Annotated in this window: 11 protein-coding genes and 2 pseudogenes; 7 read left to right on the top strand and 6 right to left on the bottom strand. The window is 40.8% G+C overall.

Annotation, left to right across the window (positions count from 1 at the left end):
• Window positions 1-159 precede the first annotated feature (159 nt).
• Window positions 160-2,967 carry a transcriptional regulator LevR gene (levR, locus tag MKY10_RS08130; protein WP_061891043.1) on the bottom strand — a complete coding sequence of 936 codons (2,808 nt, stop codon included), beginning with the start codon at window positions 2,965-2,967 and terminating at the stop codon, window positions 160-162.
• Between the two features lie 545 nt (window positions 2,968-3,512).
• Here levR and MKY10_RS08125 point away from each other — a divergent pair.
• Window positions 3,513-3,652: pseudogene (locus MKY10_RS08125) on the top strand (hypothetical protein).
• A gap of 38 nt (window positions 3,653-3,690) precedes the next feature.
• Window positions 3,691-5,079 carry an amino acid permease gene (locus MKY10_RS08120; RefSeq protein WP_015251593.1) on the top strand — a complete coding sequence of 463 codons (1,389 nt, stop codon included), beginning with the start codon at window positions 3,691-3,693 and terminating at the stop codon, window positions 5,077-5,079.
• A gap of 95 nt (window positions 5,080-5,174) precedes the next feature.
• Here MKY10_RS08120 and MKY10_RS08115 read toward each other — a convergent pair whose 3' ends face one another.
• Window positions 5,175-5,807: a LysE family transporter gene (locus MKY10_RS08115; RefSeq protein WP_003229828.1), complete on the bottom strand. Its 633-nt coding sequence runs from the start codon at window positions 5,805-5,807 to the stop codon at window positions 5,175-5,177.
• Window positions 5,808-5,961: 154 nt separating this feature from the next.
• Between MKY10_RS08115 and MKY10_RS08110 the strand changes: the two genes are divergently transcribed.
• From MKY10_RS08110 to MKY10_RS08090, 5 genes and pseudogenes are all read left to right on the top strand, one after another.
• Entirely contained in the window at window positions 5,962-6,789 is an 828-nt protein-coding gene (locus MKY10_RS08110; protein ID WP_015251592.1) for a TrmB family transcriptional regulator, read from the top strand.
• A gap of 196 nt (window positions 6,790-6,985) precedes the next feature.
• Window positions 6,986-7,486, top strand: coding sequence for an RNA polymerase sigma factor SigV (sigV, locus tag MKY10_RS08105; RefSeq protein WP_015251591.1), 501 nt, complete (start codon window positions 6,986-6,988; stop codon window positions 7,484-7,486).
• Complete coding sequence (gene rsiV / locus MKY10_RS08100; RefSeq protein ID WP_003229823.1) at window positions 7,486-8,343, top strand: anti-sigma-V factor RsiV; 858 nt, start codon at window positions 7,486-7,488, stop codon at window positions 8,341-8,343. Before sigV ends, rsiV begins: the two co-directional genes overlap by 1 nt.
• Window positions 8,344-8,453: 110 nt before the next feature.
• Window positions 8,454-10,347 (top strand): annotated as a pseudogene (gene oatA / locus MKY10_RS08095) (peptidoglycan O-acetyltransferase OatA).
• Between the two features lie 133 nt (window positions 10,348-10,480).
• Window positions 10,481-10,771, top strand: coding sequence for a YrhK family protein (locus tag MKY10_RS08090; RefSeq protein WP_029727149.1), 291 nt, complete (start codon window positions 10,481-10,483; stop codon window positions 10,769-10,771).
• 243 nt (window positions 10,772-11,014) lie between these two features.
• On the opposite strand, the gene cypB is transcribed toward MKY10_RS08090, so the two are convergent.
• The 4 genes from cypB to MKY10_RS08070 all read right to left on the bottom strand — a co-directional run bounded on the left by cypB (window position 11,015) and on the right by MKY10_RS08070 (window position 15,890).
• On the bottom strand, window positions 11,015-14,179 hold the full coding sequence (gene cypB / locus MKY10_RS08085; RefSeq protein WP_061891041.1) for a bifunctional cytochrome P450/NADPH--P450 reductase CypB: 3,165 nt from the start codon (window positions 14,177-14,179) through the stop codon (window positions 11,015-11,017).
• A gap of 15 nt (window positions 14,180-14,194) precedes the next feature.
• Complete coding sequence (fatR, locus tag MKY10_RS08080) at window positions 14,195-14,779, bottom strand: transcriptional regulator FatR (protein WP_015251587.1); 585 nt, start codon at window positions 14,777-14,779, stop codon at window positions 14,195-14,197.
• A gap of 221 nt (window positions 14,780-15,000) precedes the next feature.
• Window positions 15,001-15,543 carry a methyltransferase domain-containing protein gene (locus tag MKY10_RS08075; RefSeq protein WP_015251586.1) on the bottom strand — a complete coding sequence of 181 codons (543 nt, stop codon included), beginning with the start codon at window positions 15,541-15,543 and terminating at the stop codon, window positions 15,001-15,003.
• 188 nt (window positions 15,544-15,731) lie between these two features.
• Complete coding sequence (locus MKY10_RS08070) at window positions 15,732-15,890, bottom strand: hypothetical protein (RefSeq protein ID WP_014477487.1); 159 nt, start codon at window positions 15,888-15,890, stop codon at window positions 15,732-15,734.
• Window positions 15,891-15,913: the final 23 nt, after the last annotated feature.

Here is a 15,913-nt window from a genome sequence, read left to right as displayed (position 1 = left end):
CATATATAATGCAAGGATCGTGCCAACACAGTTGTGTTAAGCGTTTTCATTGTTATTTCAGCCAATAGCAATTTGTTGTTGAAACACTTAAAACGAAAAAAATAAACCTGTATTAAAATGGTGTTCCATTTAATACAGGTTCATATGAAAAAACTGTTTTTAAAACAGCTGGCCATGCACTTCTTCAGCAAATATGGCGGCTATAAATAATTTTTCATCATCACTTATGCGAAGTCCGAGCTTTTCTTCATAAGGGGCTAATGTTCGCTCTGTCACGTACACCATTTCCTTCAGCTGATCATTGATCTCTTCTTCCTCTGAGAAAGCGATCGGATTCTGCTTAATTACCCTTTCAAAGGCGAAAGCCGTGTGCATAATGACTTTGATCAAAACCGCATTATTGAAAATGACCCCCAGCTCATCTTGAACGGTTTGCAGCCACTCCAATAACATGTCGATCACATGGTGGGGATTCAAGAAGACAAGGTATTTTTTCAGGCTATCCTCGCAAAGCTCCCTGACAATCATATTTGCTTCGTTCAATCCATTGCTCAAGGGGATGCTTCCTTTTGTAATCGCCTGTTGAATCAGCTTCTCTCCCTCCCCTTCAATTAACACTTCTAAAGATACATGCGGAGCATTGATTTTAGGGTCTTTCGTTCCGACTGTCGCAAGGATTTCATACTCTTTTTCGATTTCTTTTATGCTGTTGGCCAGCTTAATCGATGATACGGTCAATATGTGAATCGGGGTATCGGAGGCCTTGTTTACGATCGTGGTTAGAATGTCTTCCAGCTTTTTGGCCGTTCCGCTACCCGTCGTGCAGATGGATACCAATGCCTTCTTTTTGCCGGATGCCGCTGGCTGACGCTCCCACAACTCGATAAAATCCTTCGTGACCGATTGATAGATCGCATGCAAATTTAAATTCAAATAGTTGACCTTTCTGACAGCATCCAGCACCATTGAAGTCGTAACATTGCTGATCGTTTTAATGGAAATGCCTGTCTTTTCCTCCAGCCTGCTTTCCAGCATTGCAAGCGACCCCATGTCTACCAGCATTAAAACACCTTCACCTTCATCAACCTGTTTCATTTTTTCTGCTACGCATTCAAGAATGTCCGAAGGTGAAACAGAAAGCGGCATATCGACTGCTGCAATCGGCGTGCTCCCTAGCAGTTCTGTCGCGACTTCAACCATTGAACTCGCCGTGCTGTTTCCATGAGCAGCCACGATGATACCGACTCTTTTGTTCTCCTTTAACGATTTGATGGAATGGATTAACATCGTTAAGTAGATGACTTCTATTTCAGGAATAGCCACTTTAAAATATTCCTGAATTTTATCTTTAAAAATCATCGCCACCCGATATTCTTTCACATGGGTATCACGAATTTCATCCGTCTCCTGTGTATTTAAAACATCAATTTGCTTTCCTCGCTTTAAAAATGCGTCAATATGCATACTCAAGAAATAAATAAACTTGCGGTCAAATGTGCAATCCAGCTCATGTTCAGCTATTTCTTTTAACTGTTTTGTCATTTGAATCACGTCATCTTCAACGAATGTCAGCAGGCTGTCTTTTTGAAAAGCTTGATGATGAAAAAAACTTCTGACATGCAAATGGACATCAGTCAAGATGTATTGGTTAATATCCTTTTTGGATAAACCTTCTTTCATAAGCGTTTTCACTTTTTCCTCAATCAAATGATATAAGTTAAATGAGAGGTCTTCGTCAATTTTTGTTGTTTCATCTTCTACAATCGGAGAGATAATCGTTGTAATATTGACATATTCAGAAATGGCTTTGCTTCTTTGCATGTTTTTGCTGCTGGACATCCATTCTTGCTTGATTTCATCAGGCAGATCGCGAACAGTCAGTTCAATAACTTCATTTCTGTCAAGGTTATGCAAAAATCCGTGTGCGCAAACTAACTGGACATTTGATTTCAGCTGTCCGACATTCCCAAATTTCGCAGAGTGAATAAGCGCATTATAGACATCGATATGCACACTCAGATTCTTCTTAATTCGCTCTGCTTCTTTCCCTAATAAAAACGTCGTCAGATCCACTCTTTCTTTAAGCGATCGTTCTTCAAGCGAAGGAATATGAATGGTCATTGGGATTCTTCGCAAAAACGTTTTCAATAGTGCAGAACTCGGATTTTCTGTAGTCGCACAAATAAACAATACGTTCGATGTTCGTTTATGTTCAGATTCTCCAAGCCTGTTATAAGAACCGCTGTCAATAAAATAAAACAGCATTTCTTGTCCCTCGGGAGGGAGACGGTGGATTTCATCCATAAAAAGAATGCCCCCATTGGCCTGTTCGACTAAACCCGCCTTATCCTCGGCAGCACCTGTAAATGAACCTTTTTTGTGTCCGAATAATTGAGAAAGCAATAATTGAGGGTTGTTGTAGTAGTCTGCACAGTTAAATGTAATAAATGGTGCGCCGGCCTTCAATATGTCAGAGTAAATGGCAAACTGGTAAATTCGGTTCGCAAAAAGGGATTTACCGGAACCAGTCGGCCCTAGGAGGAGCATATGCAGACCGGTCGGCGGATAAAAGACAGCTGCTTTTGCCTGGGAGATCGCTTTCTTCAAACTCCCTTTTGCCCCTATCATAAGCTCTAGGGGATTCGTGGAAATGTGTTGATGATTTTGCTTTGAATTTCCGGAAAACGCCTGAAGGTCTTTCACTTCCATCATCTCTGTATCCCATTTCTTGTTGAATAATTTTTCTGCTATCTCGACTGGGATGTATCTTACAGGAAACGTTTTAATTTTGATGACCTTTTTGGACCGGACGAGATTGTTCAATTCAAAGCTGACATTGGACCGCTCCATTTTCAGCTGCTCGGCAATCTCCTTTGCTGAATTCCCTTGTATTTTTAAAAGATGATCTAAGGTTGAATCATGAAAATTATGCTTGAGCTGATGGTATATTTTATCTATTCTTCTCACGTCTATCATCCTTTGTCCTTATTAGATAAGCCATTAACAAGAATATTTCGAAACTTTATAGTCCGCGTTGAGATTATCTGCTGATACACGTTTAAAAAGGTCTCTATAGCAGATTGACAAAACTGGCTTTTATGCGTATATGTTTACATGTTGAATCATTTGCATCTCATATTAGTATGATAGATGCTCAGTTCTCGAGGGCCAGTCCCCTTCAAAAGTAATAATCAGTAAACAGTTTATCATTCTCGGGGAATGTAATGATGTCAAAATCATCAATGACAAAAAATGAATCTTATAGATCATGACAAATTACCCAAATATAACCCCTTAAGTTCGCTCACAACTAAAAAGACGGGCACTCTATGTGACCGCCACAGTATTACAATTTGCAAAACTTCGTCATTTTTGCAAAGTTAAGGAATCTGTAAGCTTAAAAACTTTATCTCCGATTCTCTCGATTTGATCCCCCCTGTAGGCCTCAAACATAGTGGGTATGCAATTATACAAATCGTTACCGATTAAAACTAGCCTGTCAGATTGTCCAAATGACTTTCCTGTTTTACTCTGCTATTCAGGTAGAATCACGAGTGAAAATAGAGCCACAAGACATGTAACAGCACTTAAAATAGTTTTAAAATTTAAAAATAAAAGTATCTATTCTTTTAAATGTTATAATATCCGATAAAACTTTACTCATCTTTTTATTACTGGAGGAAAATAAAATTGATAGGCAATTCTAGCAAAGACAATTTTGGCCAGCAACAGAAATTGTCTAGAGGCCTTAAAAACAGGCATATACAATTAATGGCGATTGGAGGTGCAATCGGTACAGGTTTATTTTTAGGTTCAGGTAAATCCATCCATTTTGCAGGACCATCCATTTTATTTGCTTACTTGATCACCGGCGTATTTTGCTTTTTCATTATGCGTTCGCTCGGAGAACTGCTCTTATCAAATGCGGGATACCACTCTTTTGTTGATTTTGTAAGGGACTATTTAGGAAACATGGCAGCATTTATCACTGGGTGGACCTACTGGTTCTGTTGGATTTCCCTCGCGATGGCTGATTTAACGGCGGTCGGCATTTATACGCAATATTGGCTTCCCGATGTGCCTCAATGGCTGCCGGGTCTTCTTGCGCTTATTATCCTGCTGATCATGAACCTTGCCACCGTTAAACTTTTCGGAGAATTAGAATTTTGGTTTGCATTGATCAAAGTCATTGCCATACTGGCTCTGATCGTAACTGGTATTTTCCTGATTGCGAAAGGTTTTTCCGCAGCTTCCGGCCCTGCCAGCCTCACCAACCTTTGGAGCCACGGCGGCATGTTCCCAAATGGATGGCATGGGTTTATCCTATCGTTCCAAATGGTCGTCTTCGCTTTCGTGGGTATTGAACTTGTTGGATTGACAGCAGGTGAAACAGAAAATCCCCAAAAAGTGATCCCTAAAGCCATCAATCAAATCCCTGTCCGGATTTTACTTTTTTATGTTGGCGCACTTTTCGTGATTATGTGTATCTATCCTTGGAATGTGTTGAATCCAAACGAAAGCCCATTTGTTCAGGTCTTCTCTGCAGTAGGCATCGTTGTGGCTGCCAGTTTGATCAATTTTGTTGTATTAACATCAGCCGCGTCAGCTGCAAATAGCGCTTTATTCAGCACAAGCCGAATGGTCTATTCACTTGCAAAGGATCATCACGCACCTGGACTATTAAAGAAATTAACTTCTTCTAACGTGCCAAGCAATGCGCTGTTCTTTTCATCCGTCGCCATTCTGATTGGCGTTAGTCTGAATTATTTAATGCCCGAGCAAGTCTTTACACTGATTACAAGTGTTTCTACAATATGCTTCATTTTTATTTGGGGCATCACGGTGATTTGCCATTTGAAATATCGAAAAACAAGACAGCATGAAGCGAAAGCAAACAAATTCAAAATGCCTTTTTACCCATTATCCAACTATTTAACACTTGCATTTCTCGCGTTCATTCTTGTCATATTGGCACTGGCGAATGATACACGTATTGCTTTGTTTGTCACCCCGGTCTGGTTTGTTTTATTGATTATTTTGTATAAGGTGCAAACCCGCAGAGGACATAAGGTGAAATAAAAAAAAGACAAGGGATACTCACTCCCTTGTCTTTTTATATGTGTCAAACACTAAATTAAACTTTGGTTTCAAATTTCATTCACTTCATTTAAGTGTTAACTCAAACCAGTTTTGATGCCGAAACCTACTAATATTATTCCGGTAATTTTTTGAAACACTTTCTGGAACTTCGAGTTTTTCATCCATTTTTTTGCATAATCAATAATATAAACAAGAAACAGAAACCACAACACCGCTAATAAGGTTAGGATTGAAGCTAAAATGATAAGCTGCTGGTTTATATTTCCGTTCAAATTGATAAATTGGGGCATGATTGTAACATACACCAAAACAGTTTTAGGATTGAGAATGTTACTGAGTGATCCCTGCATAAAGGAAGTTTTATAATAACGTTTCGGAGAACTTGCCATATTTTTTGCTTGGGATTGCATGTCATCTAACGAAAACATACTTTTAGCAAAAAAACTTTTTACACCTAAATAAATTAAGTATGCCGCTCCCAAATATTTGATCGTTGTGAAAAGAATCACTGACTTTGCGATCACCACTGATAATCCTAAAATGGCAATCACCGTCCAAAAGGAAAGTCCTGTTGCCAATCCGAGAATGTTATAACGGCCGGCTTTCGGGCCATACCTAAGCGTATTTTTCATCACAAGCATCGTATCTGCCCCCGGTATGATAACCATCATGGCAGCGATCGGTATGTATGCGAGTAAGCTGTGCATTGTTCTCTCCCCCTTTAAAAAATCCCCTTAATCATATAGTGACTACAAAAGTAACTACTTATAAAAAGTGTATCAATGTGTTTGGAATAAATCAATATGGTTTGTTAAAATAGCGATTACTAAGGCAGCGATTGCTCTTTATATTGGAGGATATATGAAAGAAAATATGTTAGACATTTTAAAAAACCTCAATTTTACAGAATATGAATCGAAAGCGTATTTGGCATTATTGCAAGAATCACCTTTAACAGGCTATGCCGTTGCCAAAAAATCCGGAGTTCCCCGTTCTAAAATTTATGAAGTATTGGAAAGCCTTGTCATAAGGGGAGATGTTTTTGTCAGTCATGGAAATACGCCTCAGTATGTTCCAGTCCCCGCAAAAGAACTGATTAAAAACCGCCGGCTCAAAGCGGAAGAGCATTTTGATCAGGCTGAGAAATATTTTGAAAAGTTCGAGCAGACTGCTAATGACCGGGAAAACATCTGGAATATCACCGGCCGCAGTGAAATTCTTGAAAAGGTGAAGGCTTGTATCTTATCCGCCAAAAAAAGAATCCTCTTAGAAATATGGAAAGAGGATTTTGAGGAGATAGAATCAGAGCTCAAACATGCGGCAGATCAAGGCGTTATTGTCACCATTATTGCGTACGGAGACATCGTATCTGATTTTGCCAATGTTTACCTTCATGATATGAGCAGTGAAATTACAGAAGAGTATGACGGACGGTGGCTTGTCTATAGCGGAGACGATTCAGAAGTAGTAGCGGGCATTGTCTCACTTGGCAACGACAGCCGTGCTGCATGGACGATGCATGTAGGTTTAGTCATGCCTATTACTGAAGTGATCATTCATGATCTGTACCTCATGGAAATTCTGAAAAAGCATAGAGAGCTATTAGAAGAGAGCTTCGGGAAAAATCTCATCCAGTTGCGCCGTAAATTTTCTATTCACTCAGATTTCAAGAAACATTATTTGGAATAATGTTTGGCATCTCTTACCCCAAAAACAAGGCTTGTACAAAACAAGCCTTGTTTTTTTATGCATAAACCCCCCATGCTGATTTACTTCTCTCTTTTAAAAAAATGTGATTCTGCGCAAACTATTTTTCAGCCTGCCGCGTCTATCCTAGGTAACAGCCTACGATATACGTATATTCAAAAAGGAGCCCTTTATTGCAATGAAGAAAAAACAAACAACAAAAGCGTTGCTTGTCACATGCATAACTGACCATAAGCAAGATTTCTACAGGTTGGCTTTCAGTTATGTGAAAAATCAAGATGACGCATTAGATATTGTTCAGGAATCTATAAAAAAAGCGCTGAGCTCAGTTGAAACGGTCAGGAACCCTGGGACGATAAAAAGCTGGTTTTATAAAATTTTAGTACGGACAGCCATTGATTTTTTGCGCAAACAAAAAAAGATAAGAGTGATGGACGACGAAACGATAGAATTTTTAAGCAAAGGAAAGGAAGACCATTACAAGGATACTGATCTCCATGAAGCGCTTGACGAATTGCCGTACCGCTATAAAACCATTATTATTTTACGTTTTTTTGAAGACCTCAAATTAGAAGAAATTGCGGAAATTACAGGAGAAAACACGAATACCGTCAAAACGCGCCTATACAGAGCATTGAAGCTGATGCGCATTCAATTGACGAAGGAGGATCTTTCTTAATGGATAAGAGATTACAGCAATTAAGAGAAGAATATAAAAATGTTCAGATTCCTAAAGAATTGGATATCATTGTTGAAAAAGCCCTTCAGCAAGAACCAAAAAAGAAAAGAATCGTCATGTGGCCGACATCAGCAGCAATCGCTGCAGCTATTTTATTCACTGCGCTTGTTAATATCAACCCGGACGCCGCTCAGGCTATGTCCAAGATCCCTGTCATCGGCAAAATCGTCAAAGCGATCACCTTTATTGAAATCAAAGAGGAAAAAGACCAATCAAGCATTGATGTCAAAACACCTGCTTTGTCCGGGCTTTCTAATAAAGAGCTTGAAAACAGCATTAACCAGAAATACTTGAAAGAAAGCCAGCAGCTGTATAAAGAGTTTATACAGTCCACATCCAAAAACAAAAAAGGGCATCTCAGCATCTACAGTGATTACGAGACGGTCACAGACACGCCAGATTTACTCTCTATCCGGCGCAATATTGAAACAACACAAGCATCTTCCTACACACAAAGCCGTTATATTACAATTGACAAAAAGAATGATATTTTACTTACATTAAAAAGCTTATTCAAAGATGAGCGCTATATCAAAGTCATCAGTCAAAACATCAAAGAACAAATGAAACAGCAAATGAAGGAAGATCCAAATAAAATATATTGGCTCACTGACGAAGATGCAGAACCGTTCAAAACGATTCTTCCTGATCAGACGTTTTACATTACTGAAGACCATAAACTTGTGATCTCATTTGACGAATATGAAGTCGCCCCCGGCTATATGGGCGTTACAGAGTTTACAATTCCAACCGGCGTCATTTCAAACTTGCTCGTGGGAGAACGTTATATTCGATAAAATAAAAACATCCATCTAAGATTATGGATGTTTTCTCTCTTCTCTATTCGAGGTCGTAACCTCGCTACCAAAAACAACGAGAATATTTGCATACTATTGGAGGAATACCCATGTATCACAAGACACAGCATCATCGATACATTCCTGGACTTGATGGCCTTCGGGCTTTCGCCGTCCTGTCAGTTATCGCTTATCACCTAAATTTCAATTGGGCTAACGGTGGTTTTATCGGAGTTGATATCTTTTTTGTTTTATCCGGATATTTGATTACATCTATTCTATTACCGGCATATGGAAATGATATCAATCTTGATTTTCGGGATTTTTGGGTGCGCCGCATTCGGCGGCTTATGCCAGCGGCTTACCTTATGATCTTTTCCACTGTTGTGTGGGTCGTATTGTTTGATCGAGAACTATTACACACTGTACGTGGAGATGCGATCTCTTCTCTCTTTTATATGAGCAATTGGTGGTTTATTTTTCACAAGCTATCATATTTTGATAGTTTCGGTTCCCCATCACCTCTAAAAAACCTTTGGTCGCTGGCGATTGAAGAACAATTTTATATCATATGGCCGATGTTTTTAGTTGTTGGAATGTACATAATGAAAAGCCGCGCCAGATTGGCTGCGGTGATATCATTGCTTGTGCTTTGTTCAGCCGTGATGATGAGCGTACTGTATGAACCTGGCGGAGATCCGAGCCGCGTTTACTATGGCACAGACACTCGTTCGTTTGAACTTCTCATCGGATGTGCCTTGGCTTTGGTATGGCCGATGAAAAGGCTGTCTTCCAACAGGCTGCCAAGCAAACTGAAGCACACTTTGCACGCCACTGAATTTTTGGCATTTTGTATTTTAGTGTTGTGTGTCTATTTCACAGATGAATACGAGCCTTTTCTTTACAGAGGCGGAATGCTATTCATTAGCGTGACTGCCGCAATCCTTATTGCATGTGTTTGCCATCCGAGCAGCTTTTTAGGCAATCTGCTTTCATGGAGGCCGCTTCGGTGGCTTGGAACGAGGTCTTACGGAATTTATCTTTGGCACTACCCTGTCCACGCCAGTTCAAGAAATCGGAAACCCTGTTTTTTGGCATATCGTGCTAAAGGTCATTGTGACATGTATACTTGCCGAGCTTTCCTACCATTTTATTGAGAAGCCGATACGGACACAGGGATTTAGGTCATTTTTCCGCCGTGTTTTTATACATAGAATCAAGGAATGGAAAACGACATCTGTCATCAGCAAAATGTCAATTGGTTTCATCATTTTCGCTATACTTATTTTTGCAGGCGGGCTGTCAGGGCTAGCCGGCGAGCAAAAGCACCCTACCAAATGGACCTATAGCTCACAAGAAACAAATGCTGACACCAGCCAAGCTTCTGGGGATGAAAAGGATGCTGCAGCAGATAAAAAACACAATCCTGAACAAAAAACACCAGGCTCCAAGCAAGGACAAAAGGAAAATAAAAATAATGGGCAAGAGACTCATAAAAAGAAAGACACGCAATCTCAACAGTCGAAAGAACCCGCAGACACTGCGAAAGAAGTGTTAGCTATAGGCGATTCCGTCATGCTTGATATTTCTTCACACCTGCATCAGTCACTTTCAAATGTGACGATTGATGGAAAGGTGGGAAGACAAATGTCTCAAGCTTTGGAACTCGCAAAGTAATACAAGTCTTTTAATCAGCCCAACAAGGCTGTCATCATTGAGCTTGGAACCAATGGCTACTTTACAAACAGCCAAATCGAACAACTGCTTCAATCTTTCTCAAAAGCCCATATTTATCTCGTCAATACACGGGTTCCCCGCCAATGGGAAAGCAAGGTTAATGAATCTTTACAGCACCAGGCAAGCGCACATCAAAATGTTACGTTAGTTGACTGGCATACAGAAGCCCTTCGGCATCCGGAATATTTTACCCCTGATGGTGTTCACTTGGTTCCTAAAGGGGCAAAAGCTTTGACTGCTCTTATTGTTCAGGCGATGAAATCGTAAAAAAGAGATCCTATACGGATCACTTTTTTACTTTAGTTTCTGATCGTTGATTATGTCTTCTTTCAGCAAGGCAGCCCTTATGTTTACATGCCGTTTACGTAAGGGTAAGCCAAAATTGAATGGAGGGATGATAATGAAAGGAAATGAAGAACATGACATCCAAAAAGAGCTGAAACGATATGAGCTTTTTTTCAAAAAACGATATAAGGTTCTTTATACAGTAAACGATTTTATCATCGGTGCTTTGTTCCTCGTTGGAAGCTTTTTCTTTTTCTATGACCGTTTAAAGTCGGCAGGGATATGGCTGTTTGCGGTCGGAAGTTTGCTGCTGTTAATCAGGCCGACCATTCGGCTGATTCATGACCTTCATTACCGTAAACATGTGGAACGGCAATTCAAGCATCAATCTTCAACAGATGACTGATCTTAAGGAATAAGAAAGAACAAAATGCCAAAAGCCTGAGTTGAAAATCGAAAACAAGACTTTTAGACTATTTATTTTTAAAAATAAGGTAAAAAGAACTAAACTTTTGCCTCTGCATGACGATATGAATAATAAGGCCGGCGCGATACTCCCTATAACATCCTTTTCAGTAGATTTCATTATCGTGCCGGTTTTCTCATATGCAAAGCAATCCCGCCAATCAGATTGGCGGGATTTTATATTTTACATTCCTGTCCAAACGTCTTTCACATAACGTCTTTGATCTTGTAGCTTTTGCAGCCATTCAGCTGATTCTTCCTGACTTGCTCCTTTTTCAGCTTCATACGCCAATCGCAAAGTTTTCTCTACATCAGGAGCCATTTGCGATCCATCACCGCATACGTAAATATGAGCCCCTTTTTCAATGAGTGTCATCAATTTCTGCGTATCTTGCTTGAGCAAGTGCTGGACATATCCTTTTGGTTCGTTTTCGACGCGCGAGTAGCATCGGCGGATTGTGACCAAACCGTCCTGTTCCGCTTGATCCAGCTCTTCTCTGTAAAGGTCGTCATGGTCCGGGCGGCGGCAGCCGAAGTATAAAAGTGCTTCACCAAGGGTGCTTCCTTCCTTCTTCAAAACCGATCTTGCCTGAATAAAGCCCCTGAATGGTGCAATTCCTGTGCCCGGCCCGATCATAATCATAGGCGTTTCAGGCTCATCCGGCATCTGGAATCCGGACTGCGGTGTACGAATGAAGCAGGCTGCTGCATCACCTGTATTCAATTCTGCTAAGTAATTAGAGGCAACACCCCGGTATTCACCTCGGCCGCTCCATGCTGAGGCTTTCACAACTCCTACCGTCATGCTCACGATATTTGCATGAACTTTCGGTGAGCTTGAAATGGAATAGTATCTCGGTTTTAGTGATGGCAAAAGTGCTAAAAACCGTTCAAACGGCATTTCGCAGGCAGGATAATCCTCTAAAAAATCAAGCATGGTAAGACGTTTTGCAAGTACCTGCTCTTTGTAAATGCCATCATCTGAAACGAGCTGTTCCAGCTCTTTTTGATGCGGCGGACAAACTGTATAAGAGGCCAGCTCCCGAAGCTGAAGCCTTGATGCCGGTTCCTGCAGCTCTACATAGGACGACAATAAATCCACTACTTTGATTGGCCGATCCATCGGCAGATGAGCCATATGAGCGCTTCCGCTTACTTTTATCACATGATTGGACTGCAAACCGAATCGGCTGAGAACCCGCTGAACAAGCTCCCTGCTGTTCTTCGGCAGGATTCCGATATGATCGCCTTCTTTATATGTTTTACCAGCCGGAATTTCCAATTCAATATGGCGGGTTGAACGCGTGCTGGCAGCTGTCTGGAGTTCTCGATTCTCTAACACAATCCCTTCAAACGCGCCATATGCTTTAGCAACCGGCGTTTCCGTCGCTTCACTGAGAAAAGTAATCGATAATGAAGGCCTGTCTTCTTTCTGGGCTAATTCGTTAATATCAAATGCGTCCATCGTTTCCTTCCAGAAGCGGTTTTCCCAAGACTCGCGATGGCTTTCAAAATCATCGGCGGCGTCACCTTCCCCAATCGCTGTTAAACGCGATGCCCCCTTTGCTTTCATCATGTCATCAATCAGGCGGGGAATCCGCTGATACGTGCTGGCCCAGCTCCGGTTCCCGCAGCCGAATACCGCATAGGAAACACCTTTCAATTGGCCTTCCTCAAGCTCTTTCAGCCACTCTACAAAGCCGGCAGCATTATCAGGCGGCGCCCCATTATAAGAAGCCGTTACAATGACGACTGCCCCTTCTTCAGGGAGCTTGCCGATATAATCATCAAGCGGAGCCGTTTCAGCTGTAAAGCCCATCTGGCAGCCTTGAGCAACCAGTTCACCGGCTATTCCCTCAGCTGTCCCAAGGTTTGAACCGTAAAGAACGAGTAAAGGTGTGCCGTGTTTAGGTTTGGTTTCTTTTGGCTTTGTTTCTGCTTTGATGTCTGCCTGTTCTTTTCTCTGTACATTGATTGCCGCTGTTTTCCGCGGTTTCACAGTAATTTTAAAATCATCCGGCTTGATCGTTAATGCTTCTTTGATTTTTAGTTCGTAGCCAGTATGGTTTATCAATTCAAAATGCTTTAATACAAGACCGAGAACCATTGTCGCTTCTTGAAGAGCAAACTGCATGCCAATACAAGCGCGCTGCCCATTTCCAAACGGCTTATACGCATGGTGAGGGATACTTGAAGGATCCTCAAACCGTTCCGGACGGAAATCTTCCGCATCCGGTCCCCAAGCGTTTTGATCCCGGTGCAGTTTTGGAATTAAAACAGTGACTGGCTGCCCTTTGCTGATCGGATATTCCCCGCCTAGAACAGTATCCTCCTTCGCATATAGAGAAAAAGCCGGAGCTGTTGGATACAGTCTGAGGGTTTCATTTAAAACCATCCGAATGTATTTGAGCTGCTGGATTTGTTTATATTCAGGCGTGTCATCCGTTAACACGCAATCCGCTTCCTCCTGAGCTTTTTTCAGTTTTTCCGGATGTGTAAGCAGACAATAAATCGCAAAGGAAAGCAACCCGCTTGTTGTCTCATGTCCAGCAATTAAAAATGTGATGATTTGATACCTTATGTTTTCATCATCCAGCGTTTCACCGGTTACTGGATCTTTGGCATAAAGCATGAGAGACAAGAGATCCTTGATGTTTTCATCCGGATTCGCCTTTCGCTCCGCTATCATTCTATCGACCAGGGAGTTCATGACTTCTATATCCTTTTGGAACTGCAGCTTCGTTTTCACCATCATTTTATCTTGCAGGCCCAGTCTTTTCGATTGATTCATCGCCTCTTTTAAGGCACGGAGCATACTGGTGATAAACGGATGCTGTGAATCACGGTAAAAGCTGTTGAATCGATAGTTAAACCCGCATAACCCAATCGTATCAAGCGTCAGACGTGTCATATCGTCCGCTACATCAATTTCTTCATTAGGGTTTAACCGGCTCCATTTTTGAATCAGCTGGGTTGCGATATCCAGCATCATAGAATGATAGCCTTTCATCGCTTTTTGACTAAAACTCGGCAGCAAAATGCGGTGGGCTTTTTGCCAGTTCGGTTCGTGCGTCCAGCTTGTAAATAAGCCATCTCCTCCGAACTCACGCACCTTTTGCAAGCCTTTGCCAAGGTTCTTGTCAAAGCGGCTTTCATCACATACTTCAGCCACAAAATTGTGGCTCGAGACAAAAACACTGGATACTCCCGGAAAATCAAAACGGAAAATCGGTCCCAATTCATCAGCTATCCGCCATAAGGATTGAGAAAGCTGTTCTTTTTCCAGATGCGGAAGATTTTTTAAAGGTCCGTATGTTTTGGGCTGAGGTATTGCGCTTGCCTGTTTCATTAACATCTCCCTTTCCTATTTTTGTGATGAATGAAGCTTAATGGCGTCCCAGCAGCATTGTTCCAATTCAGTAATTAAATCAGTGTCCATCTCTATATCACCTGTTTGAACGAGCTGATATATCTTGAGAAACGCCCCTAATACAATCGCAATTAACACATTAGAGGGCAGGCTGCGAATCACGCCTTCCGCTTTTCCCTTATTAAAATAGTCATCAAGCATTTGAGTCAGATTTTCTATCATTTCTTTGCTTGTATGATTTAAGTAATGAGCGTCTTTTTTGGTTTCAAGAAAAAAAAGCGCATAGTCGCTCTCTTTCGTAAACTGAACGAGACAGCAAAATACGTGGTGAAAGCCTTCTCTGACAGGCAATTCTGAAACGTCTTGCTTCAGTTTTTCCGTAAATCGCTGGATGCTTTCTTGAAACAGCACGTTTACGAGTGTTTCTTTGCTGTCAAAATAACGATAGATCGTTCCTGTCCCTACATGAGCACGTTCAGCTATCATAGGAATAGTGGTAGCGTCAAAACCCCTTTCCGTAAAAAGTGAGACCGACGCTTTCATAATCATGTCGTATTTACTGCTGGATGCGGATAGCATATAATGTTACAACCTCCGATTCGTTGCGGAATGAATATTCATTCCTTTTGTTCACAAAGAATGTCTGCCCTATCTGAAATCACCTCTTTGTTCTCTCTTCTGTTATAAGTTTAAATGAAAAAAACTTTTTTTAATATAAAGTATATGCAAAAAATAAAAAATTAAGAAAATATACCCAAATCTAAATGTAAGGATCTTGGATATATTTCCCGAGAAATTTTTTATTTAACAGCCACAATACATAGACAGGAATCACGCCTGATAACAGAAAGATCCCTGAAATGCTGGTCTTTCAGCAGTTGAATATACGTTTTCTCTTTTTCACCGGTATTTGTGTCAATACTGATATAAAACCGGCCGTCAATTTGAAGCACCCTGTAAATTTCTCTTAATGCAAGCCTAATATTGGTGCAGCTTTGAACCGTATGTAAAGAAAAGACTTTATTAAAGGTACGGTCATCAAAGGGAATGTCCTCTGGATAGCCATGAAAAACCTCCCCGTTCCCCATGTTCTTTCTATTCGCACGTGATATCTGTCTTACCTTTCGTTTTGAAGGATCAATGCTTTTTAGGCTTCCCTTTTCTAGTTTCTTGGTTATGCTTTTAAAGACAGTGCCGTTTCCAATTCCAATTTCTAAAATTCTGTCATTTTCTTGTATATCTATAGAGTCAATCATCATATGCTCAATTGTTTTGGTTAGCTTATATTTCCGAGAAAATAATTTCCAAAAATCCGATCGTTTATAGAGTTTATTTTCTAGCATTTTAAACACCTGCTTTTGGTTTCCTATGTTTATTTATTATCTTAAAAAAATAAACATCATCTTCATTTCTAAAAGTGAAGGAAGGTACCAACTAGACGGCAATGTATTGAAAAATGTTTCAATAGAACTAAACTTTTTCATTTTTTTTCGCAAAAAAAGCAGAAAACAAAATGTTTTCTGCCCTCTTTCTAATGCCAATGATAAGGGAATGCAAACAGCCTTTGCTGCTGCATTGCCATCAGCCTCTGCTGTCGGAATGGATTTCCATAACCATGTTTGAAGGAATGCGGCATGGACGCATAACCATGGCCAATCGACGGCAGTCTTTTTTGATAATCGTTCATCATGCCATCACCTGCCTCACAATAAC

Source organism: Bacillus sp. FSL P4-0290 (assembly GCF_037975435.1).
Classification (GTDB): Bacteria; Bacillota; Bacilli; order Bacillales; family Bacillaceae; genus Bacillus; species Bacillus subtilis.
Note: the sequence above shows the minus strand (reverse complement) of the source record. Positions and strands in the feature narration are given on the sequence as shown.